The organism is Geotalea toluenoxydans JCM 15764, assembly GCF_001311985.1.
GTDB lineage: Bacteria > Desulfobacterota > Desulfuromonadia > Geobacterales > Geobacteraceae > Geotalea > Geotalea toluenoxydans.
Map to the genome: position 1 here is coordinate 1 of NZ_BBCJ01000032.1, position 24,351 is coordinate 24,351.

Below are 24,351 nucleotides of genomic sequence, written 5' to 3' on the forward strand. Positions count from 1 at the left end.
ACCCTTCACCTTCACCCTTCACCCTTCACCCTTCACCCTTCACCCTTCACCCTTCACCCTTCACCCTTCACCCTTCCCTTCTCCCCTGGGAAAGGAAACTGTACCGGACGGCTGGTGCTAATCAGGTTTCTAATGGGAAACGCTACTCTTCTCATAAATGATTGACTCCCCACTGTCAAATTGATAATTTTGATAAAACTTATAATCATCATCGTTTTTTCCAATAGGAGGAATATTCATGAACCTGAAACAGCTTGAGGTTTTTCTGGCGGTGGCCGAAACGGGCAGTTTTTCCCAGGGGGCAGAGGCGACCTTCATTACCCAGTCGACGGTAAGCCTGCACATATCCTCATTGGAAAAAGAATTCGGCGTCAAGCTGCTGGATCGGACCGGCAAGGGTGCACTGCTCACCGAGGGGGGGAAGGTGTTCCGGCAGCACGCCCGGCAGGTCGTTGTCGCGGCACAGGAGATCGCACTGGCCATGAACCGCTTCCGGGGCGTGGAATACACAACCCTGTGCATCGGCGGCAGCAACATTCCAGGCGACTATATCATTCCTGAAATACTGTCTTTATTGCTGGCCCGGTTTCCTTCGCTCACCGTAAACATGATTCAGGGTGACAGCCGGGAGATTCTTGCCAAGATCCGGAATGAAGAAATTGAAACCGGAATCATCGGCAGTTGGTTCGACAATGATGACTTTATCCTCACACCGGTGGGTAATGACGTAATCAGGCTGGTGGTGGGGAAAAAACATCGATGGCACGGCAGGAAAGCAGTAGGCCTGGAGGAGCTACAGGAGGAGGCTTTCATCCTCCGTGAGTCCGGTTCCGGGACGGGCAAAACAGTAGCTGAAGCCTTGGTGTCTGCAGGGATGAATATAGCCGCCATACAGGTAAAGGCGCGGCTGGGAAGTAACGAAGCCATAAAGCAGGCGGTGATGAACGGATTGGGGATTTCTTTTATTTCGCAGATCTCAATAAATAAAGAACTGTCAAGAAAAGAACTTGCAGCAATGGACGTAAGCGGGGTGAATCTTTCGCGACATTTTTACCTGGTACAAAGGAAGGGACGGGAACTGTCGCCCGCAGCCCATGCCTTTGTTGAAATTGCCCGGAAGATGCATTCAACGGAGAAGGCTAGGTTCTTGTCCTATTTCTAGGTTCCAGGAGTCTGTCTGACATGGGGGATCGCAGCGAGAGGATAGCAGGTCGAGGACAGATTTACGGAAATATGGACCGACCTGCTATTCTCGCAGCATTCCTAAGTCCGACAGACTCCTAGCGGCGGTTACCGAGCAGACGCAGCAGCATGAGAAACAAGTTGATGAAATCCAGATAAAGGGTAAGGGCGCCTAGGATGGCCGGTTTCCGACCCTCTGCACCGCTCGCGGCCATGGCCTTGATCTTCCAGGTGTCATAGGCGGTAAGACCGGTAAAAACTATCACCCCCAGGGCAGAAATGATCCACGAGGCGGCGCTGCTTTTGGTAAAGATATTGACGATCGAGGCGATGACAATACCGATCAGCCCCATGAAGAGAAAGCTGCCCATGCCGGTCAGGTCACGCTTTGTCACATAACCATAAATGCTCATGGCGCCGAAGGTGGCGGCGGTGATGACAAAGGTGGAGCCGATGGATTCGGCGGTGTAGACGGCGAAGATGGCGGACATGGTGACGCCATTCAGGGCGGCATAGAGGATGAACAGTGACGAGGCTGCAGTGGCGCTGAGCCTGTTGATAGCGCCGGAAATGGCGAATACCAGCCCCAGTTCGCCCAGGATAAGTGCGTAGAACACCAACCTGTTGCCGAAGATGGCATTGAGCATAACCGGTGAAGAAATGGTGACCATGGCCAGAATTGCAGTGACCAGAAGTCCGCCACCCATCCAGGCGTAGACCTGCCTGATAAGGGTGTTCTGGGCGATGGCAACCTGATCGGCGGTGCGTGGGTATTTCACATTGAAGTCGTCCATTTTGTGCTCCTTCCTTTTCTAGGTTTGCTGATAAAATTGATTACTATATGTCCGCCTGTCAAGCGTGCACTCTATGCTTCGCTCAATGGGAGACCGGCCAGCAGTTCCAGTGGAGCTTCCAGAGTCTTGCCGGAAGTGGTTACATAGATAGTGCCACCGGTGATGGTAACTTCCCAGGCGATTGACCGCTCCAGGCCGTCAGCCAGTTCCCTTACAAAGTTGAAATCAACGCCGACGACTGAAAGGTTCGGCATGGCGGCAAGCCGGGCCAGGTGCTGGTCCTCCCAGCGGCTCCGATTCTGGGCGCCCGCCACAAGCACTACCCTGCCCGCATGACGGGCCGCCTTGAGCAGGCGTTCCGGCTCCGGTGTTCCCACCTCGACCCAGAGCGTAACCCGGCCATCGCCCCCCTTGACCCACAGATCGGGCTCGTCTCCGGCGCCGACTCCTTTGGTAAAGGCCAGTTCGGCGCATAGCAGATGGAATAGGCCAAAAGACGCAGCACCAGCCGCTCCGCCGTCTCCGAAGGGTGCCGGGCAATGGTCGCCTGCAGCGCTTCATAGGTGCTGCGGTCCACATCGGTCAGTTGAATGTTTGCACGGTAGATGGTGGATGGTAAGGCCATTATCCGATCGGCTCCTTGTGTTGCTCCGGGTGAAATGCAGTTTCAGGTGCTACTGCCCAACCGCCGCGCCGCGCATGGCACCCGGCGGCCTGATGAAAGAGAGAAAGCGCTCCTGCAGCTGCTCGGCCTGCTCGGCCTGCTCGATCCGCCCCGTGTTCCGCAGTATCTCGATAACGCATTCGGCCGTACACAGGCAGGCCTCTTTCTGGTTTTTTCGCAGGTTGTAGCGGGACATGCCGGCCGGCTTGAGGCTGACCCGGTGGGCCTTTCGCAGATAGGGGCTGCGCTGGTGAATCTTGCGGGCCTCGTGCCAGGTGCCGTCGATGAGGATAAAGCGGGTGATGTGCGACAGATTGCCGTTGCTTTCTTCGTTTTCGTCCGCGGGTCCGGGATAGACAAGCGCCACCCCGCCGGCCTCGATCTCTTCCACCAGCCCGGCAGGGGGATTCATGCGGTCCCAGCGCACCTGCTCGGCCGCATCCCCCATGATTTCCAACACCAGACGGCCGGTATTGGAGCGCTTGTCGAATTCCTTGAAATGGGTCAACAGGGTGATTTTCATTGGTGGGAAAATATCACGTAATGGGGAATTCAACAAGAGCTACGTCACTGGGCGCGCCGCGAGCGATGTACCCGTGGCCGTGAAGCACCAGGGCGAGCTTCCTTACCCGGATGGCCCGCTGCCACCTGTTTTGCAGGCTGGCCGCCTTTGGCAGGAGCCGCGCTTTTATTTGCGGCCGGCTTTGCCTTGGGCTGCTTGCGGACTTGGGGCGTTCTCGGGGGGCGTGCGAATTCAGCGTCGCGGTGCGGCGCCGGGACATTGTAATCAAAGCCCTCGACCGTGCGCCGCTCCAAAGGGGCGCCAAGTGCCTTCTCGATGGTGCGCACCATTGCCGTATCCTCGGCAGTTACCAGGGTAAAGGCGTCGCCGCTTCTTGATGCACGACCGGTACGGCCGATGCGATGGATGTAGGTCTCAGCCTTATCGGTAATGTCGTAATTCACCACGTGGGATATCTGTGTCACGTCAATGCCACGGGCTGCGATATCGGTTGCTACCAGGATCTGGAACGAGCCGTCACGAAAGCCATCCAATGCGGCCTGGCGCCTGTTCTGGGAAAGATTTCCCTGGAGCGATGCGGCCCGGTAACCGGCTTTTTCCAGCTGCTCGCCGACACGCTTGGCGCGGTGTTTCGTTTTGGTGAAAACCAGCACCGACTGCTTGTCGGTGTGGCGCAGCAGTTCCAGGAGCAGAGGGGTCTTGAGGTGTTGGGAAACCGGATAAATGGCATGATTTACCGTAACCGGCGGAGCAGTGGATCCCACCTGCACCGTCACCGGGTTGTGGAGGATTTCCCCGGCCAGGCGTTTGATATCCGGAGGCATGGTTGCTGAAAAGAGCAACGTCTGGCGCTTTTTCGGCAATTGTCCGAGGATGCGGCGGATGTCGGGAAGAAATCCCATGTCGAACATCTGGTCGGCTCATCCAGAACCAGCACTTCAAGATGGGATAAATCGATGGTCCTTTGGCCCATGTGGTCCAGGAGGCGTCCCGGACAGGCAACGACAATTTCGACGCCGTTTCTCAGCTTCTGTATCTGCGGATTGATGTTAACGCCGCCATAGACGGTGGCGCTTTTAAGTCGAGTCTGCTGTCCGAGCACCGTAATGGCCTCGTGAATCTGCTCGGCCAGTTCCCTGGTCGGCGCGATAATCAGGGCGCGCACCCTGCCCCTCGGTCCCTCCATCAGCCTTTGCAGGATTGGCAGAACAAACGCGGCTGTTTTCCCGGTGCCGGTCTGGGCCAGGCCCATGACATCCTTTCCATCCATAACAGGAGGAATTGCCTGGGTCTGAATCGGTGTCGGCGTCACATAGCCTGCTTCCTTCACTGCGGCCGAGATAAGTGGGTGAAAATTAAATAACTGAAAATTCATAAGATCCTTTTTTCAAAAAAAAAAGCCGCGGATTTCTCCGAGGCTTTTTCTGCGTTAACGAAGTACTACTTGCTTCAAATTCTGGTTACATTCGCGGCCTGAAGCCTTTCGGACCCTTGGTGACCTCAAACTGAACCCTATCCCCCTCAGCAAGGGATTTGAATCCTTCGCCGCTGATGGCGGAAAAGTGGCAAAATACGTCTTCGCCGTTTTCCTGCTCGAGAAATCCAAAACCTTTGCTGTCATTAAACCATTTTACTGTTCCGTTTACCATTCGTTACTTTTCTCCGATTTCTTTACTGCTTGATATTATCCGGCATATTCCGGACCAAAGGCACCATAACAGCATTGTTTGTACGGAGTCAAGCTAATAAAAATAAAAGTTAAAAAAAATTCCAGAGGTTGCCTGGGTCTGCAACCGCAGTCGATGGGTTTTATTCTACGCCGGTCAGGAGATTCACGGCTTTATCCGCCATCAAGGGTTCGGTAGCCTTTACATAGGCGGTGAAATGAGGTGATGCCATGTGCCGGTCCAGGGCATCCTTGTTCTGCCAGTTTTCGTAGAAAATAAAGACTGCCGGGTCATGGTTATCCTGGTGCAGCCGGTACTCGATGCATCCTTCCTCTTTCCGGGTGGGTGGGATCAGTTTGATCAGCTCCGCCTTCAATGCCTCGATGGATTCCTTTTTTGCCACGACCTTTGCCACGACGGTCAAGTTTGCCATGATACCTCCTCCTTTACGATGTTTACAGGTTACGGGGCAGCATAACAAAATAATGCTGCCAGGGCAATCATGGGCATTTTTTCCCTTCCAGCATCCTCAGCATCTCCACCCGCTTTTGCAAAATGAAGTCGGCACGCTTTTCTGCCGGCATGGCACAAAGCCGCTCTATCTCGATCCCCAGTTCCGCCGTAGTCATGGCGGCAACTTTCACCGCTGTTTCCCAACCGGGGGGTATGGTGTTCTCCGGCTTGTCGGCACGGGCGATCACCGGCAAGATCCAGGCAATGCCCGCCTTGACGGCCTGCTCTGCGCTCCTGATCCTGGTAGAAGAGCGCAGCTCAGCCCATTTGTTCAGATGCATATGGAGCCGGCTTGTCCAGGAAAGGGCCTTCATGTAACTGGCAGGCAGACACAGACGCCTGCCCAGACGGTGCCCCATATGGAATCCTGCCTCTTCATGGCCATGATGCCTGGGATACAGGTCAGGATCGGTGGCCAGCTTGCCGATATCGTGAAAAAAAGCACAGAAACGGGCCAGCGGGTCGCCGGTCACGGCTGCGGTCCGTTGCAGCACCTGCAGAGAGTGGGTGAACAGGTCTCCCTCGGGATGATGCTCCAGGGGGCCGGCCGGGATTTCCGTCATAAGGAACAGCTCGGGCAGCCACTCCTTGCCCACACCGAAATCCAGCATCCGCTGGAAGAATATCCCCGGCTCCTTGCCGCCGAGGGCCTTGAGCATTTCCCGGCTGAATCGTTCCACCGGAATATGGCCGAGCCTGGCAGGCCAGTCCCTACCCCGGATCAGCGCCTCGGTTGCCGGTGTCATCCGCCAGCCGTCCGCCTCGAAGCGAAAGGCCCTGAAGATCCTCAAGGGATCGTCGGTAAAAGTATTGTCGGTACAGGCCTGCAAAAGACCTTCGCGCAGGTGTCGGCTCCCGTCAAGGGGATCGTATAGCATACCGGAAAGATGCATGGCAATGGCGTTGATGGTGAAGTCACGGCGGCGCAGGTCCTCAATGAGGGACTCTTCCCTGAGCTGAATGATCTCGATCTTCCCCAATTCAGGGTGGCACTGGAACCAGATGGGGACAGTCGTCTTGCCCGTGACCGGGTAAAACCCGCAGCTACGGAGCGTTTCATCGGCAAGCGCCGCCACCAGGTCGATATCTTCGCTTTCCTTGCCCAGCAGGAAGTCACGGACACTCCCCCCCACCACATAAATATGTTCATGCAGTCGGTTGGGAAAAGCGCCTGCAGGGAGATCAGCAAATCCTTCATGGGTTCTCCATACTCCTTATTACAACCGCACCTTCGGCCGCCTGTCGCTCTTTGTAGCCGCAACCAGCCCTGTCCCTTGCGGTTTCCTCACCCAGGCGACCTGCGATCCCCTGGAAAGCCCGGCAAAGCGGTACCCTTCCCGCTTGAGCTCGGCACCAGTTCCTTCAGCGCCGCCAGGGTTTCCTGGTGCCCCGCTCCGTCGTGGAACAGTATGACGATATTTTCCCGGTGCCGGTTCTTCAACTGGTTCAGCACGCTTCTGGCAATGAATGCATGATTGCCCAGCCCTTCCGGCCTGGTATCGTTGCTGTCAACATCCCAATCGACAATCTGTACTGACGGATTGCTGATTTGGGAGATTCGGCGCCGGATGGTGTTCGACCCGTACGGAATGCGGACCAAAAGCCCGTCTCCTCCAAGCTGGTCCAGGAGTGCCGCTGTTCTTGCAATTTCGCCGTTGAGAGCCGATGGGCCGGCGGTTAAGCGTCTGGCGTCATGGGTAAAGGTATGGTTGGCGACCGTATGGCCATTGCCGACGGTATCTTTCACAAGCTGTTCGTGTCCCTTGATATTCCTCCCCACGGCAAAAAAAGTGGCGTTAATTCCTTCAGACTTGAGATAACGGGCGATGGGGAGGGTGAGCGGCGAGGGCCCGTCATCGAAGGTAAGATAAAGGGTCGGTCTGGCCCCCTTGCGATTGGCCTTTTCCTGCGAGCCTGCCGGCCTGGCAGCTGCCTCGGCCGGGCGAAGGGAAAGGATCTCTTCGTTTGCCAGGGCCGCCTGTTCTTTGGCTTGCAGAATTGCACGCTCCCGCGCCCGTTCCAGGGAAGCCCTGTTTGCTTCGCCAGCCCCATGGAGAAGCTGGGCAGTTTTTGCAATGACATTTTTATGCAGCATCCTCCCCTTGATGACGGTCAGCTGGTAAAACCGGTCGGCCTCTTCATCCTTTCCCTGCTGCAACAGGAGTTCGGCCTGGGAAAAGGCGATATGGACACTCTCGAATTCAGTGGGCAGGTGCTTGTCGGCACTTTCCTGGCGGGCAGCATGTAAGGCGTTAACGGCGTCGTCCCGCCAGGGAGACGGTGTTGTGGAGCATGCGGAGAGTGTTAGCCCGGCCATCACCAGGAGAAACCAATGCCTTCGGTTGAATGATGCTTTAAATATGCCTTTTGCCATTAAGTGCCTTCCATCACAATATCTAGAGGGCATTCCCTATCGGGTACCCGCGAAGTTTTGCCATAATACCAGCTTTTAGCGCTTTGTAATGGTTTTGTTTTCGGCGATTGCCATTTGGGCAAGGTTTGTCCAGAGGAAAGGTCATGATTCCCTGAAAAATGGGTTTGACAGGCAATCATTTGGCATCTAATATGATGCAAAATAATGCACTAAATAGGGTGAGGTATCCCATGTCCATAAGTCTGGCAGAAGACATACGCTCGGTTACCGATCTGAAACGGCATACTCGGGAAATTCTTGATCATGTTCACCAGTCAGGGCGTCCCGTGGTGCTGACTGTCAACGGCAGGGCCGATTCTGTAATCATCGACGCCAAGGTCTACGAAAAGCAGCTTAAGGCGATGAACCTCGCCCGCTTGCTGTCCGAGGCGGAGGCACAGGTGTCGGATGGTAAGACTCGCTCGGCCCGCGCGTTCTTTGAAGAGTTCAAGAATGCGCGTAAAATATAACGTCCAAATCACTCCGGCAGCCGAGCGCGATGTGGAGGAAATCTGGATCTACATCGCCGATGACAGCCCGGAGAACGCCAATGCCTTCATTATAGGCGTTGAGGAACAGATCACCACGCTTGAACAACTTCCCGAGCGCTGCCCGCTGATCCCGGAAAACGAGCAACTTGGTACAGCCTATCGCCAACTGCTTTATGGCGCCTACCGCACCATCTTCCGTATTGCCGGAAAGACAGTTTATATTCTGCGCATCATCCACAGCTCCCGCCTGCTTGATTCATCCTGCTTCGAAGATTGAGCTTATTGAGAAGAGCTTGAATGGCGCTGTTCTCCCTTGCCTGCCCTTTAGATCGCAGGATACAAAGCTGATCGGTGCCCCTTTTGACCCGGTGCCTCTTTCAGGAAGCTGCAAATACACAAATGCAAGGCCTGTGATGATCCTGACATCGCATGGTTTTGTTTCGGGTGTTAAAGGGGAATGCTATCGGTAGACCTGATCATGACTGCCGATGTCGAGGAGGATGATCTCCTTTTCCGTAACGAGAACCGTGAGGGTAATGCGGTAGCTATGGGTAATGCTTACTGCCTGCATTCCTTTCAGCTTGCCGGTCAGGCTATGGAACTTCAGGTGCGGCTGGAACGGATCACGCTCAAGGTCGCGCAGGACGAAGGCGAACTTCTGACGCAGGTCGCGGTGGTGCTCCATAAATTTTTCGGCGGAGCGGGTAAAGGAGGCCGTCCAGACAAGGGTATACACGATCTAGCTTCCAGCTTCAGCTCTTCGATCAGGTCGTCTGCGGTGCCGCGCTTGACCCGGCCTTCCTTCAGGTCCTGAAGCGACTCCCTCACCCGTGCGTAGTGGGCCTCCTGCTCTGCGACAAGAAGCTCCTGATAACGTTCCTCGGAAAGCACCACGTACTGGGGCTGGTTGTTCCTGATGACGTGGAGATCACCCTTGGCGATGAGATCATCAACCGCGGCGATCCCGCGTCTTTTGATTTCCTGGGCAGGTACGGTATTCATGTTGGCATCCTTTTAGTACTTGATTAAGTACCAGAAACAATACCATTTCCTTATAACATTTCAAACGATTTTTCAGGCTGGGAAAGGATGACGCCACGCTTCATGGACTTTAAGATTTCATACAGGATTAGCAGAATCCCGTCGAGCCTTCGCGTCGTCGCGTGAGTTGGTAGGTGGCTGCTTGCGTGAGCAGGGAATCAACGAGCGGTGGAGCCGATTCAGACCCGGTAGACCTGGCGCAGGTGGCCGACCTTGACCACCCAGACATTGAGCTTGGTGTCTGAATGGAGTAAATGATGCGAAGTGGGTGGCGGAGGTTTGGATCAAGTGGCCTGAGTATGTGTCGACGGCTCATGTCCTACCTAATTACCGGCCTGGTCCCGTGTCAAGGGTTGACCCTACAGCATCTCCCTTGTCGAGCAGAAGACGACGCGTGAAGGGTGAAAGAAAAATGGATTTTGGAGACCCTGTTTCATTTTCTTTCATTTTACCGACAACATGTCCTCCCACTTAATTGTCAGGCAAGTCCTGCCTTCTGCTTTAGCTCTGATTCAATTTCCGTAAACAAAGAAAAATCATTTTCACATCGCCGCTCACGCGCTTCCTGGATAAGACGCAGATTACGCAGTGTGGTCTCAGGCTCCCACGATTCGCGAACTGCAGCAAGAGCACTGGCCAGGTTCTCCGTCGCGCTGACTTCGTCCTTTGCCAGCACTGCCAGTTCAAGGAGTGTAGCAAAGTCCCAATAGTCCTGAGTGCCACGTTGGACGCGCTGTTTGACGGCATATGTCACTACCGGCAGGATCTCCAGGCGACGGGGATCTGGCGGATCTTTCAGCTCCATAAGGGTCACGGCATTGATCCCAGGATAGGCATCTCGCCAGTCGGCTCCGAATCCCTTCAAATAGGCGTCAATGGCCTTGATCAGCAGCCTTTGGCAAGCATGACGCTGCCTGCCACTCGGGCTGTCTCCCAGCGATCCTTGTATACTCGCCCGAGGATGCCGTAGGTTTCGCTGGACGGCCCACGTCGGGCGATCAGTTCCTGGAGTACCCGCTCTGCATCTTCACCTCTTCCGGCGCGATTCAGGGCAAATCCTAGTTGTTCCTGCACCATAACTGTCGTCATCAACACCGGCGACATCTTCGGCACCAGGGAGATCATCTCGTCCCAACCTTTTACTGCCCGGTAGGACAGGAAAAGATCAATCACCACTCCGGCTTCACAGTCGTCAATTTTCTTAATATCGCCTTCCAACGTTTTCAATGCGTCCAGCCCTGCTTTGCGGGCCTGGGCAAGATGCTCCTTCATGGTCTTAGAGTATTCGACCCTGTCACGAAACGTGTCGGTCTTGGTGTGATCAATATCCGGGTAATCTTCAAGTAATTGATAGATAGGCTGTCATGAGTCGGTTTACGGGCATCAACTAGACGTTTGGTCAGCAGCGTCTGGAACTTGGCAACATCGGACGGTTGACCGTCTGCAGATACTGCGTAGGGGATTGCCCTAAGTTGGGCCACGTCAAAGGGTATTTGCCCGCTTCCTTCGGCGAACATCAGCACCGTAGTATGCGGCTTGGCGGCATGACGCACACCCAGCTCGTAGAAGACGTTGGCATTGGCCGCAGTTAAATCGGCAACTGCATATTCACAGAGGATCAGCCGCTCGAACATCGGCTTGTGGATGATGCCACCGGTTTTCTCCTCGTCGGCCCGCAACGGCTCCATACCAGCATCATGCACCGCCGGGACGATTAACTGCTCATACACCGCGTCAAAATCAATCTCTCGACCGGTGGCATCTTTTTTGCCGAAGGGCATGAGGATAAAACATAGGGGGGACATTACTACTCCTTTGTCTATAATTGCCTTAGTCAAGAACCGTATCTCTTCATCCAAGGCCAAAGTTGATTTTCCTTTACATCATGACCAATGAATTTGTCTTTCAACTTCTTTTCATTCTCCTTAACAGCATCCAATATTGTCCCGATGTTAGCTCTATATGCGTCCCTTTTCCATAGGGTTAAGGTGTCAGTCTTAATAAGATCATTGTCCCATATCCAGAATCGCTTATCAGCACAGCGCAGAAACAGTCTGAAAGATGCCCAGGACTTCACTCGATTTTCATCGGCAACAAATCGCTCAATCCAAATTCTCGCCCAAGAGTTCCGTTTACTGCTTGCTTGCGCCGTTTTTGCCACATCCATCAGCCATGAACGTCCGTGGTCAGCAATCCATGCATTCAATTGCTCAGCATGTTTTTCTTCGTTTGAGAACCCGAGCAGCCTGAGACCGCGCGCTATGTCGTAGTCACGTTCCGACGATAACCAGAACTGAATAGACAAGTCTATCCATTCGTTTTTGCCGCAGGTCTGCGCAAGATAGGCTATTTCCGACAGGTCTTTGTCCGAGTCGCAGCTGTTAAGATACTCGTTCCATAAGCCGATTACCGATGGGGATTCCTGCGCTTCAAACAATGAAAAGAGAATGTGTTGAATGTCTGTGTAGGAATCAACAATACGGGTGGTTTTGTACTTCATGATAGTGTTGAAAAGTTTTACGCCGGTTTCCGGTTCGAGATTCAGAAGTGTTGCGCATAGGCTTTCATAAAGCCCTTGGCAAAAGGCCAGTAAACGCCGACCTTCGATAGTGCCATCCATCACAGGTTTAATCCACTCTCGCCAATAAGTGATACCGCTTGCAACTACGGCATCAAGATTCCCGTTTGAGAATGACGTATCAATCCAGTGGTTCCCCCGCTTCTTTTCAGCCTTCAAAACCTCCGTTACCTGATTATAAATCTTCTCCAACCTGGCATTTGCCATGCCTTCATCAAACGGCTTGCGAATCGCACCTGATGTTCCCCCCCAAGTAAATTTAGTCCATTTTAGACCGAAATTCTCATTGAGATCGATGTTAATTTCTTCGTCAATATCATTTCGGTTCTGACAGATACTAATTTTAAGATGCCGGAGGACTGCTTCATCTCTCTCCGTTTGCATTGCGATTCGAGTCCAAATAATATGCAGCCGCAGAGCATATTCAGCAACCTCTTCTGGGCGGTTACCTCGCTGTTTTACGGCATAGCCCAACCACCTTAATGAAATCCTGTCGGCTATCTCTTCAAATGAAATGTGCTTTGCAAAATGTGCAAGCAGAATACTTCCCCAGTCATTCTCGTAATCACAATTACCACTATCTATCTTCCATGCGCTCTCAAGCACTGCATTCGCTGCTACATGGTCGTTAGTGTTATAAATTATCTCAAGACATAAATAGCGAATTATTGAATTGTCACCCTGTAGCAAGTTCAGCAATCTTTCCCTCAACAGGTGATCCATCGTGCTCAATGTTTTTATCAAATAATCAAGTACGGCATAGCATGTTTCAGGGTTTGATCCATCGTACCCATTCAACGTATTTAAAACCAAGTTGAGACAGGTGGCGGTTATCTCCCGGTAACGTGCCTGCGTCCTGGAGATGTATCCGGTCTTCCCTCCTCGCTCTTGAAGCAATAGGAATTGCTCATCGGAAGATCTGTCGAAAACTACCATTGGGAATAGCGTCAATTCAGCACTGTGGGCTTCCTTATCCGTATTGGCTAACGTCATTCGCCAAGCTTCGATAATCGACTCACGCTCCAGTTCAGTCAAGACCGGTAATTGTTTATAGAGCTTACCCGCCAAAAGAAGGCAAGATAAAAAGTTTTGGCCATTTAATTGCGTGGTCAGCTTCCTAAATAGTTCAGCGTATCGCTCTGCCTTGTATGCGCATAAAGCCGGCTCCATATGCTCAATTGCAATATCCTCTCGTGTCTGTGAGCGATGTTCGTTGGCTTTGTATTCAATCTGATGGATTGCGGAATCAAATTTTACTGAAAACTCTTCCGGCATTGTACAGTCCGGATTTATGGCGACATCTGCTAGATTCTCAGCAATGTTTATCGAAGACAATTTAGTTCGCTGTAGGTAATCAAGGTAATTCTCTTCACTCCAAAGATTGATAGAGAAGTCGCATCCGTCTTCTTCCCGGAGCTTTTTGTACCTTGACCGGAATGATAACTCTTCTGGTATGTCTTCACGAAGAGCTATTGAGTCTTCACTACATATCCAAAAAAGCAAGTAATCAGCTGCGCGTAATGCAAGGCTCTGATTTGTTGCCATTAACTCGCTTGCCTTCGTCAACAGGGCAGTTTGGACATTACTTGGTGCAGTACGTACTATCCATCTATAATCAACGTTTGATCCACCCATTACAGCCGTGGCAACAGAGCCGTTACATAGTGCCAGCACAAAAGGCGCACGGTCAAAGTGAGAAATGACGGATTCAGCTACATTGGCAAGTTGAAGCAGTCTCTGGTCAGCAACGATTTCAATGCGGTGGCCGAAAAGCTCCTTGCCACCTAACTCGACTTGCTGTCCAAGACGTTCCTCAACCTTTTTAATCAAATCTTCTTTTTTTGATTCGTCACGTTCAAACAAGCCACGATACCCAAGCGGATGGACAAATCCGAGCCAGCGCTCAAATGTCGCCACCATTTCTTCTTTGACATGGTCAAAATTGTGCGTTTGCAACATGGCATTCATCAGATGATCTTCGACCTCTCGATAGTCGCCGAAAGTTCCCCAAAGGTCTTCCATAACATGAAAATAGACGTGAGGCTTTAAAGGGAAATAGGCGCTGACCCGTTCTGAATCAGCCTCGTCAAGATTGCGGCCTGATATCCATTTCCGGAACAAGGCGATACTGCACTCATCCGGATAACTATCAGTCAACAGGGCATGATATAAGGCCATGGCGCATATTTGCACCAACCGATCACTATCCGGATGTGGACCTAACCGTTCAGCAATTATTTCCTCAACTTCAAGAATGTCACCCTTGCCGCTCTTTTCGATTTCATTGGCGAGCAAAAGCCCAAGCCCCAGAATCAAGGAGTTTGGCGCTACTTCGAACTTACCTCCGCCCACATCCCTGAGAATGCCTGAGGAAACAAGCTCAGCCCTGATTTCTGCCTGTTTTCCATATACCGACAATGTTTGCGCAAGCTGTCCGGTATTGACACGTTGACCGTACTCCTTAACAACTTCAGTAATCAGCGCAAGGAAGTCCGTATGGGATATCCTTACATCAGGTGAGCGTTTACGCCTGAGCCTGTCTCGCCAATCTTCATAAATCAGCCGGTCTATTGTTACGTCATCACCGGATTCTTCAAGCTGGTCCTTGAGGCGCACCGCCATGTCAAAATAACGCGGCTTGGCAACCAGCTTAAGAACACGGTCACTAAACGAGGCTCTCGTAAGGTGATGGCGTGTCAGTGCATGATCAAGCTCTTCGTCATTGAAGGGCGACAACTGCCAAACCGACACACTTTCCTTATATTCATTCTCCAAATGATAATTCCAATAGCCGTTGCGGCAAGTGACTATTAGAGCAATGCTTTTCCGGAATTGTGAAATAAGGTAATTATCGAAAAGATCACGCCATTCAAGTGACGGGCGTTCATTCAGACCATCCACAACCAATACTATCTGAGGGAGATTGTTTACTTTGCTGGTCAGAAATAATTTCAGACGAATTTCCCATTCAATGGCTGAAATGGAATCATTGGCTTTTGCCATGGCATCAGCCATCTCGGTGATGAAGCCTGCCGCTTTAGATACCTTTGTTGCTGAGATGAACACCACTGGTAACTGGCCACCAGTCAAAGAAATAGTCTTTGCTATCCATGATGAAACAGCCCAGGTTTTTCCGTCTCCTTCTTCGCCGAGAAGCACAAAAGGACGGTTATGCTCCTGCCATTCGCTCCACCAGAAATCCAATGCTTCATTAGCTGAGGCTCGTTGAATATAGTGGCTCTCAGGGCGTAATACGGTGAGGTCTTGGCTGAAATTAGCTGAGGAGAGATTTTTGTCGGAGAGGCAATTGAGCAACCATTGAGAAAGTTTTGCCGTCCAGCTACGACTATGCTTCCCTACTATTTTACATAGTTCTTCGATTTGAAGGTTGTAGTCTGCGAGATTGGTTGGGAGCAAATGTGACTGGATAATGGCAAGTTCGCGGAGATCATCGGGAAGATCGTCCTCTGCCAACTGTCCGGCGCCACCCACTAGAACAGGGACAACGAGCGGTTTGTTCTTGCTTTCGAGCGCTTTTCTTTTAAGTGCAGACAAGACTTCACGCCGTACAAAGTCTCTCGGGTCATCTAGCCGCTTACGGTTTTCTGTTAACAGCCAGTCCGGCCCGACCACAATTAGTATTACCTGCGCCGAATCAAGTGCGTTTTGTATTGCCTCCGGAAAGTCATCACCAGCCTCAATTCCGGACTGATCGTAAAAGATATCTTCAGCGTCAAACCGTTGGATTAGACGATCATAGAGACGACCTGTATGACCATAAGTGTCTTGTCTGCGATAGCTTATGAAAATGGAAGTAGCGGAGAGCATGATTAGAATTCAATATCCAAGTTTTTGATAGACTTCATCTTTATAATAATAATTCCCTGATTCCTTCATCTGGCATTTCTCCAATGCATATGCAATTATTTTTGGAGAATATGGGACAACGATAGCACCAACATCACGTATTATTGGCGGGCAAGTCGTTTCGACAATCTGACGGCTCCCATCAAGATTGACACCGATAATCGTACATTCTTTCTCGATAGCTACCTCTGCCTCCCATCGCACGTACTTATATTTGTAACGAGTATCCGCACCAATCAACATCACATACTTGCCAGCCATGTTGATCCGTTCTCGGCATTTACGCTTGATGTATGCTTCATCTTCAGAGTTGATCTCGGAAGAAAGCTGGCAATCGACAAAATTAAAATCGATATGCTCACGAGCTTTCCAGGCAAGCATCAGTCGGTAATAGTGAATGTCAGTGCTACTGAATCCTACGAAAGTTCTTGGAAGGCCCAATATATTCTCCTATGACGACGAATTTAGTCACATTCACAAATCCAGGACAGATCTCTTCTCATCAAAAACTAAGAGATTCAAGGCGATTCAAAGAGGATGGTCAGCCCCTTAAATGTAGGGTTCATCAAGGGTCATAACTTATTTTCAACACTTCTTCCCGATGTTGCTGTGCTTCTGGTCAACGATTGTATCACCGTTGACCTCTTCCTTACTTGTTTCGTGCGGCTTTAGCTGCCCGATTTTCAGCAAATTGTCCAAGGTCATGAACGTCTCCTACAACAAAAATCTTCGGCTTATCGAGAATTGTCTGGAGAAAATGGTCCTTTTCCCGGAGCCTTTTGCGTAAATCGTCAACAGTGACTACCACCGGATTTACTTCTCTCCCCAGGCGCTCATGTACTTTGGAAAGCGCCTGCACGACGGAGACAAATGACGCAGAACCAATGATAAAAAGATCCACATCACTTGCTGCGGTCTCTTTCCCCTGCGCTACGGAGCCAAAGATGAAGGCAACCTCGGCTGCATTCCCGAGCGGCAGCAGTGCGTCCCGCAAAACATCAGCCAGGCCGGATGTCTTGCGGAATATGGAAGCAAGTTCTTCGTAAATGGGACAGTCACGGTTTGCCTGATACCTGACCTGATTGCCCACGCTCTCCCGAAGCAGGAAACCCGCCTGTGCAAGGGTCTTCAGTTCCCGATGAAGAGATCCTGCGGGGATACTGGAAAGGCGGGAAATTTCTCTGACGTAGAAGGACTTGTCCGGGCGCAAAAGCAGCAAAGTCAGCGCCCTGCGCCGATATGCGCCAAAAAGTGTTTCCGCAATACCTTGATCAGCCATAAAAGCCGCCTGTTCTCTTTTTTGCTTCACTTGTAGCATTTTTGAGAACAAAAGGATACTTTATTTTTCCCGCGCATATGGGATCTATGGTGCCCGGCTCCACATCTGAAAGTTGATTCACCTTCTTCAATTAATGAGCCCTACTCTTTCTACTCACTCACAAACTCCCCGGTTTGACATCGCCTGGAACTATGCCAGACTTTTTAGTGGGAAGGGGTGCATAAGGAGGAAAAATATGGCTCAGGCAATGCCGAAGATTAAAGTCTGTGACGTTACCGACTGCGCCTACAACAACCAGAAAACCTGTCATGCCATGGCAATAACGGTGGGGGACTCTCACCCCACTTGCGATACATTTACCAATTCATCACAGAAAGCGGGTGTGTCGGAAATTACCGGCGGCGTGGGCGCCTGCAAGGTGGACAGCTGCAAGTTCAATCAGTCGTTGGAATGTTCCGCCCCCGATATTCAGGTTACTATCCATAAGGACCATGCATGCTGCAAAACATTCACGGAAAGGTAATTGTGAGCATTTGACAAAAACACTCCCCCTTCCCGCCTTTTCTTATATCAGAACTCCGCGAGGACCAGTTCTTCCGCGTCCTTGCGGATGGAACGCTGACCCGTGTCTGCAGGATAACCGATGGCTAACACCGCCATCAGCTCCATTGCCGAAGAAACACCTAGCAGGCGACCGACCTCAGCTGCACTCTTGAGGATTTCCCCAAGCCAGACAGCCCCCAGCCCAAGCCCGTGGGCGGCAAGGAGCATGTTCTGCAGGCAGGCGCCCATGGCCTGGTGGTCCTTGACATCGTTATACATGACCGTGCGGTCGCAAAAGACGGCAATGGCCACCGGTGCACCGCTGATAATGTGCCGGTAACGGGTCAGGGCTGCCAGCTGCTGCCTTATTTCCACGCTCCTGACGATAACAAACCGCCACGGTTGGTTGTTGAGCCCCGAGGCGCCCAGGAGCCGGCTTTGACTATTTCCAGCACTTGATCCCTGGTTGGCTCTTCATTGGTGTAGCTGCGCACGCTGCGGCGCGAATAGATCCCTTCCATCAAATCCATCAGGACACTTCCTCCTTAATCATCGCGAACAACACGTTCCTTTTTTCTCTGTGATACAATTTTTTTCTCGGAGAGCCGCCGCTCTTTGGCCTTTTTAGGCGTTTTGGTGGCGATTCTTTTTTTTGTTTTCCGTTCCCGCTTGATAAGCGCCTGCTGCAGACGAGACATGGCCAGCTCACGATTTTGCCACTGGGAGCGGCTCTCGGACGCCTGCACCACGATGCCCGTGGGCAGATGGCGAATGCGTACCGCCGAATCGGTAGTATTGCGGTGCTGCCCCCCAGGCCCCGAGGCCCGATAAAACTCCACTTTTATATCCGCTTCCCTTATTTCAATGGTCACCCGGCAACTCCATCTTAAATCAATAATTATCACTGCGCCTGCTTGTATACATTGACAGGCAGGCACGCCTCAATATAATAGCTTCAAAATGTTGCGGGGTAAACATATGGATGGGGCAGCACTGCTGAAAAAATACTTTTCCAATGAAGCAGCTCTGGATATTGTGTTGAAGCACAGCCGACTGGTCGCCGACAAGGCCCTGGAGGTTGCCGGAGGACTTGGCACACCGATTGACCTGAAATTAATTGAAGAAGCAGCACTGCTGCATGATATAGGCGTGTCGCGGGTCCACGCGCCGAAGATGTTCTGTTTCGGCAGCCAGCCTATATATGTCATGGCATCACCGGCAGAGAGATCCTTGAAGCAGAGGGCTTGCCCCGCCATGCCATGGCATGCGAACGTCATATCGGCGTCGGACTCACCGCGGAGGACATCCGCCGCCAGAAACTGCCCCTGCCGGCCAGGGATATGGTGCCCCTCTCCCTGGAAGAGGAGATTATCTGCTTTGCCGACCTCTTCTATTCCAAGAATCCCGATTCGGTGACGGTGATGAAATCCAGGGAAGAAGTTCGCGCTTCACTGGAGAAGTTCGGTGAAGGGAAAATCACCATCTTCGACCGCTGGTATGCAAGGCTGTGCCCCGCAGCCTGAATGTGCATCCGGTTGTCCTGTCTGAGTAAAAAGGAGAAACGTTATGGCTAAAAGGATATTCATCGGCGCCACCGGTCAGAACTGCGGCAAGACCACCATGAGCGTTTCTCTCATGCACCTGGCGCGCAAGAAGTACAAAAAGGTCGGCTTCATCAAGCCTATCGGCCCAAAGATCGAGCTTTACGAAGATTTCATCGTCGATATGGATGCGGTGCTCATGGCCAGAGCCTTCGGCCTTGAGGAGGATATCGCCCTCATGTCCCCGGTGGCATTGCATAAGGATTTTACCAAGGACTATCTCAGCGGCAGGCTGAACGACCTGTCCCTGGAGGACTGCATAATAGATGCGGTGGAAGAGCTTGATTCAAAATACGACTTTCTCATCATCGAAGGGGCCGGACACGGCGGCGTCGGTTCGGTCATCGGCCTGAGCAATGCCCGGGTGGCAAATATGCTAGAGGCGCCGGTAGTCATCGTCACCGAAAGCGGCATCGGCAAGGTGGTGGATGCGGTACACCTGAACCTGGCCCTTTACGAGCGGGAAAAGGCCGATGTGCGGGCAATTCTGGTCAACAAACTGTTGAGCAAGAAAAGGGAGCATGTCCTCGGCTACCTGCAGAAGGCCATGGAGCCCAACCACCTGCAGGTGATCGGCGGCTTCAACTTTTCTCCGGTCCTGGCCAACCCGACTTTGGGGCATATCGGCAAGCTGCTCAACCTCCCCCTCAACGGCAATATGGATGAAAAAACCCGCATCATCAATCATATCCAGCTGGGCGCAGCCTCTTCCCAGCGGGTCATTGACGGTCTGCTGGACTCGACCTGATGATCCTGACCAGTTCCAGGGACGAATTGATCGTCACCCTTGCCTCCCTCTATCACATCCCCGCCTACAAGTCCAAGATCGCCGGTCTGGTCATAGCGGGCCATGTGCCCGTATCCAAGATCAGCCAACAGATCCTGGACGACAGCAATATTCCCTATATCCGCGTCGACAAGACCACCGCCAAGGTCTTCACCACCCTCTCTGCCGATGTGGCCAAAATCACCGCCGAAGACGAAGAGAAGCTCAACTGGATCAAGACAAATGCCGAGCAGGATGTTGATTTTGATGCCATCGACGCCCTGCTGTAAGCCCCCCCCGCCGAAAGCCTGCCGTGGCTTCGAGAGTGAGTGACAGAGCCACAGCGGCGAGCGGACACCCGCCGGTACTTGAATGAAGCATTCTTTGGCGCAAACGGCTATTCAGGCAGTTACATCGAGAGACGGTGCAAGGTCCGCAGCTGTGGCGACCGAGCGAACGGACGAAGTCACGGCAGGCGTTTTCTCCTCAGCACAGCCTTTTCCAGCTCCGACACCAGCAGAACAACTACTGACAAGGCCAGCACCAGCCCCATTTCCTTCAGGTCCAGGGGCTCCGTGGCAAAAACAGGGTTCATGGAAGGAATCCAGACGACACAGGCATGCAGAATGACAACGAGGAGTATGGCGCCGATCAGCTGCCTGTTGCTGAAAATGCCCAGTTGCAGAAGCGACAACTGCCGGGACCGTGCAGAAAGGGCCATGGCCATTCTGCTGAGGATGAGAAAGGTGAAGACCATGGTCTGCCAGGAATAGCCAGCTTTCAGGGCATAAACCTGCAGCCCCAGGGCGAGACCGCCGATAAAAATGCCATAACGGGCCATGAACCACCCTCGACCTTCGGCAAAGACCCCTGAGGCTGGATCGATGGGGGGCCGATCCATGGCATCCTTTTCTACCGGCTCCACGGCCAGGGCCAGACCGGGAAAACTGTCGCAAAGCAGATTGAGCCATAAAATCTGAATGGGAAAGAGCGGCAAAGGCAACCCGACAAACGGGGCAAGGGCAATGAGCACCAGGGTGCCGCAATTGGATGAGATGGAATAGATTATGAACTTGAGGATGTTGGCATAGATGCGCCTTCCTTCCCTGACCGCTCTTACGATGGTGGCAAAGTTGTCGTCCAGAAGGATCATAGCTGCTGCCTCCTTGGCAACGTCGGTACCGGTAATCCCCATGGCGACGCCGATATCGGCCCTTTTCAGGCAGGGGCATCGTTGACACCGTCCCCGGTCATGGCCACATATTTCCCACGGTCCTTGAGCGCCTGGACGATTTTTAACTTCTGCTCCGGTGCCACCCTTGCATAAACACGGATGTCCTCCACCCGTTTCTCCAGTTCATGGAGCGGCAGCGCCTCAAGCTGGGGGCCGGTCATCACCTCCCCTTCCCCATCGAGAATCGACAACCTCCTGGCAATGGCCGCCGCCGTCGCCGGATGATCGCCGGTTATCATTACCGGAATTATCCCGGCCGTCTTGCATTGGGCTACTGCATCGAAAGCCTCCTCCCGGGGCGGGTCCTCCATGCCCACCAGTGCGAGAAAGGTCAGATCCTTTTCTATCGCCTCTGACGAGATATCCTCAGGCAGGGATGCCCATCGCCGCATGGCCACGGCCAGAACCCGCTGACCGGAAGCTGCCATAGCCTCATTTGCCGGGTGAACGGCACCAGAGTCAAGGGAGACGATGGTCGAACCGGAAAGCATGGACGAACTCCTGGCGAGGATTGCCTCCAATCCCCCCTTGGTGTACGACACGACCCCTTCTGATCCTTCATGGATGGTGGTCATGCACTTCCGATCGGCATCGAAGGGGAGTTCCGCCAGGCGTGGAAACTGGGCCGCCAGCTTTACCGGATCGAAGCCATTTTCAGCAGCCAGGACATAGAGAGCAGTCTCCGTCGGATCACCACTCAGCGTGTCGCCGTTAGTCCTGGCATCGTTGCACAAGGCCGCTGCAGCCATAAGATGAAAAAGGGAGGAATTGCCGGCACCCCCGGCATCCCGTGCAGATGTGGCCGCCGGAATAGTCCGTCCATCGGCAAAAAGCTGGGTGACGGTCATTCGGTTGCGGGTCAGGGTGCCTGTTTTATCGGTGCAGATATGGGTAACAGCGCCAAGGGTCTCCACTGCCGACAGCCGCCGGATAAGCGCTTTCTGCCTGACCATCTTTTTGGCGCCTAATGCCAGCGAGATGGTCACCACTGCCGGTAACGCTTCGGGGATGACCGCCACGGCCAGGGAAATGGCGGTCATGAACATGAGCAGGGGGGATTCCCCCCGCAAGTAGCCCATGGCAAAAATGACGCCGCAGATGAAGAGTACCAAGAGGGCCAGACGGCGACCGAAAGCCGCCAGCTTCCTTTGCAGCGGCGTCCTGGTATCCCCTTCCGCCTGGATCATGGAAGCTATCTTGCCAAGCTCCGTCTCCATGGCGGTGGCAACAGCCAGTCCAACGCCCCTGCCCGCGGAGACGATGGTCCCCTTATAGGCCATATTGACTCTCTCTCCCAAGGTAGAGAGGCTTCATCAAGGGTGCTTGAATTTTTTTCGGCAGGAAAGGACTCTCCCGTAAGCGAAGCTTCATCCAGTTTAAGCTGGGCGGCCTCAGTAATCCGCAGATCGGCAGGGACAACGTCACCGGCTCTCAGAAGCACCACATCCCCCGGCACGATCTCTTCCACCGCCATCGTCTGCGGCTCTCCTCCCCTGATGACTTCAGCGGTAAAGCCCGCCATCTTCTTCAGGGCGGCAATGGCCCGTTCAGCACGGTATTCCTGCACAAAACCTATGATTGCATTTAGCAGGACAATGGCAATGATCGGCGCCATATCCCCGGCATCGCCGATTATCCCGGCTATGACGGCTGCAGCTATCAAGACCAGGATCATGAAATCGCCGAACTGGGCAATGAACATGACAAAGGGAGACCTGGCCCGTTTTTCCCTGAGCTGGTTCCGCCCGTATTGTTCCAGTCGCTTACGGGCCTCCTCAAGGCTGATGCCGCTCTTAGAGGAGCCGAACTTGGCGAATGCTTCTTCAATTGAGAGTAAATGCCAGTCCATATGAAGGTCTTTCTTAGTTGCAGGGCAGTTGGACGAAATCTGGTATAAGTATAAAGGTCGGTCCGGTTATGGCAATTATTGAATTGAAAAGGTGACAAAGCGTGCGTCTTTTTGCCGATCTCCATATCCACTCCCCCTATTCCATCGCCTGCAGCCGCAATCTGAACCCGGAAAACCTCTGTCGGTGGGGTCAGCTGAAGGGGATTTCCGTGATTGGCAGCGGAGATTTCACCCATCCCCTTTGGTTGAAAGAACTGCAGGAAAAACTGGAAGAGGACGAAGGCCGACTGTTTGCCTTGAGAAAGGAACTGCTTCCGGTCAATGTCCCCTCTTTCTGCCGCGCCCAGGTCAAGTTCCTCCTCTCCGGGGAGATCAGCTGTGTCTACCCAAAAGCCGGTAAAACGAGAAAAGTCCATGCCCTCATCTTTGTCCCCGATTTCACTTCGGCAGTAAAACTGACGGAGCGGCTGGCAAAAATCGGCTCCATCACCTCAGATGCCGCCCAATCCTAAAGCTTGACGCAAAGAAGCTGCTGGAAATGGTGCTGGAAGTTTCGCCGGAGGCGATGCTGGTGCCGGCCCATGTCTGGACGCCACATTTTTCCGTGCTTGGCGCTGCTTCCGCCTTCAGTTCCGTTGAAGAGTGCTTCGAAGAGCTTACTCCATATATCTACGCCGTGGAGACGGGGCTCTCGTCCGACCCGGCAATGAACTGGCGCCTCTCGTCCCTGGACGGGGTGCGCCTCATCTCCAATTCAGACGCCCATTCACCCGCCAAATTGGGAAGGGAAGCGACCATCTTTGATACCGACCTGAGCTACGGCAGCATCATGGCAGCGATCAAAACAGGTAAAGGACTTTGCGGAACGGTGGAATACCTGCCGGAGAAAGGCAAATACCACAGCGACGGACACCGCAGCTGCGGCATCCGCCTGACGCCCCAGGAAACCATTGCCCACGGCTTTCGCTGCCCCGCCTGCGGCAAAAAGATTACCGTGGGGGTTTTGCACCGGGTTGAGGAGCTGGCAGACCGGCCGCAAGGGTTCAGGCCGCCGGGGGCGCCGCCTTTTCATTCGGTAATTCCGCTACAGGAATTAATCGCCGAAACGCTGAAAATCGGCGCCGGCAGCAAACGGGTTGAACGGATTTACTTTGAAATGCTGGAAAAACTGGGGAACGAATTGACTATACTGTTGGAGAAGGGACTGGAAGAAATTGCCGGCGCATCTTCCGGACAGATTGCGGACGCGATCAGCCGGGTGAGAGAAGGAAATATCCGTATCGAGCCGGGGTATGACGGCAAGTTCGGCTCGATACGGATAAACTGAAAAAACTACTGCGGGCGAA

Annotated in this window: 27 protein-coding genes and 5 pseudogenes; 9 read left to right on the top strand and 23 right to left on the bottom strand. The window is 52.9% G+C overall.

Features of this window, described 5'->3' with window-relative positions; translation table 11 throughout:
- The first annotated feature begins 238 nt into the window (after positions 1 to 238).
- The gene (locus JCM15764_RS17415; RefSeq protein WP_054698005.1) at positions 239 to 1,162 is read left to right on the top strand and encodes a selenium metabolism-associated LysR family transcriptional regulator; all 924 of its coding nucleotides are present in this window, start codon (positions 239 to 241) and stop codon (positions 1,160 to 1,162) included.
- Between the two features lie 118 nt (positions 1,163 to 1,280).
- On the opposite strand, the gene JCM15764_RS17420 is transcribed toward JCM15764_RS17415, so the two are convergent.
- The 9 genes and pseudogenes from JCM15764_RS17420 to JCM15764_RS17455 form a co-directional block, all read right to left on the bottom strand.
- A complete protein-coding gene (locus JCM15764_RS17420; protein ID WP_054698012.1) occupies positions 1,281 to 1,976 on the bottom strand; it encodes a Bax inhibitor-1/YccA family protein in 696 nt (231 codons plus the stop codon).
- Between the two features lie 71 nt (positions 1,977 to 2,047).
- Positions 2,048 to 2,601 (bottom strand): annotated as a pseudogene (locus JCM15764_RS17425) (YaeQ family protein).
- A 49-nt stretch (positions 2,602 to 2,650) separates the two neighbouring features.
- Complete coding sequence (locus JCM15764_RS17430; RefSeq protein WP_243689314.1) at positions 2,651 to 3,196, bottom strand: tRNA-uridine aminocarboxypropyltransferase; 546 nt, start codon at positions 3,194 to 3,196, stop codon at positions 2,651 to 2,653.
- 11 nt (positions 3,197 to 3,207) lie between these two features.
- Positions 3,208 to 3,987, bottom strand: coding sequence for a helicase-related protein (locus JCM15764_RS24825; protein ID WP_243689338.1), 780 nt, complete (start codon positions 3,985 to 3,987; stop codon positions 3,208 to 3,210).
- Positions 3,936 to 4,538, bottom strand: a complete 603-nt coding sequence (locus JCM15764_RS24830; protein WP_243689315.1) for a DEAD/DEAH box helicase — start codon at positions 4,536 to 4,538, stop codon at positions 3,936 to 3,938. The genes JCM15764_RS24825 and JCM15764_RS24830 overlap by 52 nt, the downstream gene beginning before the upstream one ends.
- A 74-nt stretch (positions 4,539 to 4,612) precedes the next feature.
- Positions 4,613 to 4,812 (bottom strand): annotated as a pseudogene (locus JCM15764_RS17440) (cold-shock protein).
- Positions 4,813 to 4,972: 160 nt separating this feature from the next.
- A complete protein-coding gene (locus JCM15764_RS17445; RefSeq protein ID WP_054698017.1) occupies positions 4,973 to 5,263 on the bottom strand; it encodes a putative quinol monooxygenase in 291 nt (96 codons plus the stop codon).
- A gap of 67 nt (positions 5,264 to 5,330) precedes the next feature.
- Entirely contained in the window at positions 5,331 to 6,476 is a 1,146-nt protein-coding gene (locus tag JCM15764_RS17450) for an HD domain-containing protein (RefSeq protein ID WP_243689316.1), read from the bottom strand.
- Between the two features lie 152 nt (positions 6,477 to 6,628).
- Complete coding sequence (locus JCM15764_RS17455) at positions 6,629 to 7,717, bottom strand: polysaccharide deacetylase family protein (protein ID WP_054698024.1); 1,089 nt, start codon at positions 7,715 to 7,717, stop codon at positions 6,629 to 6,631.
- Positions 7,718 to 7,947: 230 nt separating this feature from the next.
- On the opposite strand from JCM15764_RS17455, the gene JCM15764_RS17460 reads away from it, so the two are divergent.
- Positions 7,948 to 8,226, top strand: a complete 279-nt coding sequence (locus JCM15764_RS17460; RefSeq protein WP_054698028.1) for a type II toxin-antitoxin system Phd/YefM family antitoxin — start codon at positions 7,948 to 7,950, stop codon at positions 8,224 to 8,226.
- Complete coding sequence (locus JCM15764_RS17465) at positions 8,210 to 8,524, top strand: type II toxin-antitoxin system RelE/ParE family toxin (RefSeq protein WP_054698031.1); 315 nt, start codon at positions 8,210 to 8,212, stop codon at positions 8,522 to 8,524. The genes JCM15764_RS17460 and JCM15764_RS17465 overlap by 17 nt, the downstream gene beginning before the upstream one ends.
- A gap of 183 nt (positions 8,525 to 8,707) precedes the next feature.
- On the opposite strand, the gene JCM15764_RS17470 is transcribed toward JCM15764_RS17465, so the two are convergent.
- The 8 genes from JCM15764_RS17470 to JCM15764_RS17495 all read right to left on the bottom strand — a co-directional run bounded on the left by JCM15764_RS17470 (position 8,708) and on the right by JCM15764_RS17495 (position 17,012).
- On the bottom strand, positions 8,708 to 8,932 hold the full coding sequence (locus tag JCM15764_RS17470) for a type II toxin-antitoxin system RelE/ParE family toxin (RefSeq protein ID WP_243689339.1): 225 nt from the start codon (positions 8,930 to 8,932) through the stop codon (positions 8,708 to 8,710).
- A complete protein-coding gene (locus JCM15764_RS30200) occupies positions 8,851 to 9,249 on the bottom strand; it encodes a hypothetical protein (RefSeq protein ID WP_243689341.1) in 399 nt (132 codons plus the stop codon). Before JCM15764_RS30200 ends, JCM15764_RS17470 begins: the two co-directional genes overlap by 82 nt.
- A 517-nt stretch (positions 9,250 to 9,766) precedes the next feature.
- Positions 9,767 to 10,237 (bottom strand): TRAFs-binding domain-containing protein, encoded by a 471-nt coding sequence (locus tag JCM15764_RS24840; protein ID WP_439645328.1) that lies wholly within the window; start codon positions 10,235 to 10,237, stop codon positions 9,767 to 9,769.
- Positions 10,174 to 10,560, bottom strand: a complete 387-nt coding sequence (locus JCM15764_RS24845; RefSeq protein WP_243689318.1) for a TRAFs-binding domain-containing protein — start codon at positions 10,558 to 10,560, stop codon at positions 10,174 to 10,176. The genes JCM15764_RS24840 and JCM15764_RS24845 overlap by 64 nt, the downstream gene beginning before the upstream one ends.
- Complete coding sequence (locus JCM15764_RS24850) at positions 10,557 to 11,093, bottom strand: DUF4071 domain-containing protein (protein ID WP_243689319.1); 537 nt, start codon at positions 11,091 to 11,093, stop codon at positions 10,557 to 10,559. Before JCM15764_RS24850 ends, JCM15764_RS24845 begins: the two co-directional genes overlap by 4 nt.
- A 29-nt stretch (positions 11,094 to 11,122) precedes the next feature.
- Positions 11,123 to 15,694 (bottom strand): TIR domain-containing protein, encoded by a 4,572-nt coding sequence (locus JCM15764_RS17485; RefSeq protein ID WP_054698039.1) that lies wholly within the window; start codon positions 15,692 to 15,694, stop codon positions 11,123 to 11,125.
- Between the two features lie 9 nt (positions 15,695 to 15,703).
- On the bottom strand, positions 15,704 to 16,174 hold the full coding sequence (locus tag JCM15764_RS17490) for a TIR domain-containing protein (RefSeq protein ID WP_054698041.1): 471 nt from the start codon (positions 16,172 to 16,174) through the stop codon (positions 15,704 to 15,706).
- A 208-nt stretch (positions 16,175 to 16,382) separates the two neighbouring features.
- A complete protein-coding gene (locus JCM15764_RS17495) occupies positions 16,383 to 17,012 on the bottom strand; it encodes a nucleotidyltransferase domain-containing protein (RefSeq protein WP_054698044.1) in 630 nt (209 codons plus the stop codon).
- A 235-nt stretch (positions 17,013 to 17,247) separates the two neighbouring features.
- On the opposite strand from JCM15764_RS17495, the gene JCM15764_RS17500 reads away from it, so the two are divergent.
- Complete coding sequence (locus JCM15764_RS17500; protein WP_054698047.1) at positions 17,248 to 17,535, top strand: DUF1540 domain-containing protein; 288 nt, start codon at positions 17,248 to 17,250, stop codon at positions 17,533 to 17,535.
- A 47-nt stretch (positions 17,536 to 17,582) separates the two neighbouring features.
- Here the strand turns inward: JCM15764_RS17500 and JCM15764_RS17505 are convergent, their stop codons facing one another.
- From JCM15764_RS17505 to JCM15764_RS17510, 3 genes and pseudogenes are all read right to left on the bottom strand, one after another.
- Positions 17,583 to 17,930 carry a nitroreductase family protein gene (locus JCM15764_RS17505; RefSeq protein WP_279384528.1) on the bottom strand — a complete coding sequence of 116 codons (348 nt, stop codon included), beginning with the start codon at positions 17,928 to 17,930 and terminating at the stop codon, positions 17,583 to 17,585.
- A complete protein-coding gene (locus tag JCM15764_RS27180) occupies positions 17,921 to 18,085 on the bottom strand; it encodes a nitroreductase family protein (RefSeq protein WP_279384529.1) in 165 nt (54 codons plus the stop codon). Before JCM15764_RS27180 ends, JCM15764_RS17505 begins: the two co-directional genes overlap by 10 nt.
- A gap of 15 nt (positions 18,086 to 18,100) precedes the next feature.
- Positions 18,101 to 18,427, bottom strand: a pseudogene (locus JCM15764_RS17510) (peptide chain release factor-like protein); the annotation flags it as partial.
- A 106-nt stretch (positions 18,428 to 18,533) separates the two neighbouring features.
- On the opposite strand from JCM15764_RS17510, the pseudogene JCM15764_RS30205 reads away from it, so the two are divergent.
- The 3 genes and pseudogenes from JCM15764_RS30205 to JCM15764_RS17520 form a co-directional block, all read left to right on the top strand.
- Positions 18,534 to 18,662: pseudogene (locus JCM15764_RS30205) on the top strand (phosphohydrolase); the annotation flags it as partial.
- A 137-nt stretch (positions 18,663 to 18,799) separates the two neighbouring features.
- Positions 18,800 to 19,078: a hypothetical protein gene (locus JCM15764_RS30210; RefSeq protein ID WP_439645329.1), complete on the top strand. Its 279-nt coding sequence runs from the start codon at positions 18,800 to 18,802 to the stop codon at positions 19,076 to 19,078.
- A gap of 43 nt (positions 19,079 to 19,121) precedes the next feature.
- Positions 19,122 to 20,212 (top strand): annotated as a pseudogene (locus tag JCM15764_RS17520) (AAA family ATPase).
- A gap of 176 nt (positions 20,213 to 20,388) precedes the next feature.
- On the opposite strand, the gene JCM15764_RS24855 reads toward JCM15764_RS17520, so the two are convergent.
- Genes JCM15764_RS24855 through JCM15764_RS24865 form a run of 3 tightly spaced genes read right to left on the bottom strand, consistent with a single transcriptional unit; the run spans position 20,389 to position 23,005 of the window.
- Complete coding sequence (locus JCM15764_RS24855; RefSeq protein WP_243689320.1) at positions 20,389 to 21,117, bottom strand: cation transporting ATPase C-terminal domain-containing protein; 729 nt, start codon at positions 21,115 to 21,117, stop codon at positions 20,389 to 20,391.
- Between the two features lie 23 nt (positions 21,118 to 21,140).
- The gene (locus JCM15764_RS24860) at positions 21,141 to 22,436 is read right to left on the bottom strand and encodes a cation-translocating P-type ATPase (RefSeq protein WP_279384530.1); all 1,296 of its coding nucleotides are present in this window, start codon (positions 22,434 to 22,436) and stop codon (positions 21,141 to 21,143) included.
- Positions 22,349 to 23,005 carry an HAD-IC family P-type ATPase gene (locus JCM15764_RS24865; protein WP_279384531.1) on the bottom strand — a complete coding sequence of 219 codons (657 nt, stop codon included), beginning with the start codon at positions 23,003 to 23,005 and terminating at the stop codon, positions 22,349 to 22,351. The genes JCM15764_RS24860 and JCM15764_RS24865 overlap by 88 nt, the downstream gene beginning before the upstream one ends.
- A 101-nt stretch (positions 23,006 to 23,106) precedes the next feature.
- On the opposite strand from JCM15764_RS24865, the gene JCM15764_RS24870 reads away from it, so the two are divergent.
- Together JCM15764_RS24870 and JCM15764_RS24875 are read left to right on the top strand one after the other, a co-directional pair.
- A complete protein-coding gene (locus JCM15764_RS24870; protein WP_243689321.1) occupies positions 23,107 to 23,517 on the top strand; it encodes an endonuclease Q family protein in 411 nt (136 codons plus the stop codon).
- Positions 23,518 to 23,543: 26 nt separating this feature from the next.
- On the top strand, positions 23,544 to 24,332 hold the full coding sequence (locus JCM15764_RS24875; RefSeq protein ID WP_243689322.1) for an endonuclease Q family protein: 789 nt from the start codon (positions 23,544 to 23,546) through the stop codon (positions 24,330 to 24,332).
- Positions 24,333 to 24,351 lie beyond the last annotated feature (19 nt).

Bases quoted from the DNA above. Each gene is read 5' to 3' on its own strand.
- JCM15764_RS17415 (WP_054698005.1), top strand. From the start codon at position 239: ATGAACCTGAAACAGCTTGAGGTTTTTCTGGCGGTGGCCGAAACGGGC.
- JCM15764_RS17420 (WP_054698012.1), bottom strand. From the start codon at position 1,976: ATGGACGACTTCAATGTGAAATACCCACGCACCGCCGATCAGGTTGCC.
- JCM15764_RS24825 (WP_243689338.1), bottom strand. From the start codon at position 3,987: ATGCCTCCGGATATCAAACGCCTGGCCGGGGAAATCCTCCACAACCCG.
- JCM15764_RS24830 (WP_243689315.1), bottom strand. From the start codon at position 4,538: ATGAATTTTCAGTTATTTAATTTTCACCCACTTATCTCGGCCGCAGTG.
- JCM15764_RS17445 (WP_054698017.1), bottom strand. From the start codon at position 5,263: ATGGCAAACTTGACCGTCGTGGCAAAGGTCGTGGCAAAAAAGGAATCC.
- JCM15764_RS17455 (WP_054698024.1), bottom strand. From the start codon at position 7,717: ATGGCAAAAGGCATATTTAAAGCATCATTCAACCGAAGGCATTGGTTT.
- JCM15764_RS17460 (WP_054698028.1), top strand. From the start codon at position 7,948: ATGTCCATAAGTCTGGCAGAAGACATACGCTCGGTTACCGATCTGAAA.
- JCM15764_RS17465 (WP_054698031.1), top strand. From the start codon at position 8,210: ATGCGCGTAAAATATAACGTCCAAATCACTCCGGCAGCCGAGCGCGAT.
- JCM15764_RS17470 (WP_243689339.1), bottom strand. From the start codon at position 8,932: ATGGAGCACCACCGCGACCTGCGTCAGAAGTTCGCCTTCGTCCTGCGC.
- JCM15764_RS30200 (WP_243689341.1), bottom strand. From the start codon at position 9,249: ATGAATACCGTACCTGCCCAGGAAATCAAAAGACGCGGGATCGCCGCG.
- JCM15764_RS24845 (WP_243689318.1), bottom strand. From the start codon at position 10,560: ATGAAGGAGCATCTTGCCCAGGCCCGCAAAGCAGGGCTGGACGCATTG.
- JCM15764_RS24850 (WP_243689319.1), bottom strand. From the start codon at position 11,093: ATGTCCCCCCTATGTTTTATCCTCATGCCCTTCGGCAAAAAAGATGCC.
- JCM15764_RS17485 (WP_054698039.1), bottom strand. From the start codon at position 15,694: ATGCTCTCCGCTACTTCCATTTTCATAAGCTATCGCAGACAAGACACT.
- JCM15764_RS17495 (WP_054698044.1), bottom strand. From the start codon at position 17,012: ATGGCTGATCAAGGTATTGCGGAAACACTTTTTGGCGCATATCGGCGC.
- JCM15764_RS17500 (WP_054698047.1), top strand. From the start codon at position 17,248: ATGGCTCAGGCAATGCCGAAGATTAAAGTCTGTGACGTTACCGACTGC.
- JCM15764_RS27180 (WP_279384529.1), bottom strand. From the start codon at position 18,085: ATGGATTTGATGGAAGGGATCTATTCGCGCCGCAGCGTGCGCAGCTAC.
- JCM15764_RS24855 (WP_243689320.1), bottom strand. From the start codon at position 21,117: ATGGGGATTACCGGTACCGACGTTGCCAAGGAGGCAGCAGCTATGATC.
- JCM15764_RS24860 (WP_279384530.1), bottom strand. From the start codon at position 22,436: ATGGCCTATAAGGGGACCATCGTCTCCGCGGGCAGGGGCGTTGGACTG.
- JCM15764_RS24865 (WP_279384531.1), bottom strand. From the start codon at position 23,005: ATGGACTGGCATTTACTCTCAATTGAAGAAGCATTCGCCAAGTTCGGC.
- JCM15764_RS24875 (WP_243689322.1), top strand. From the start codon at position 23,544: ATGGTGCTGGAAGTTTCGCCGGAGGCGATGCTGGTGCCGGCCCATGTC.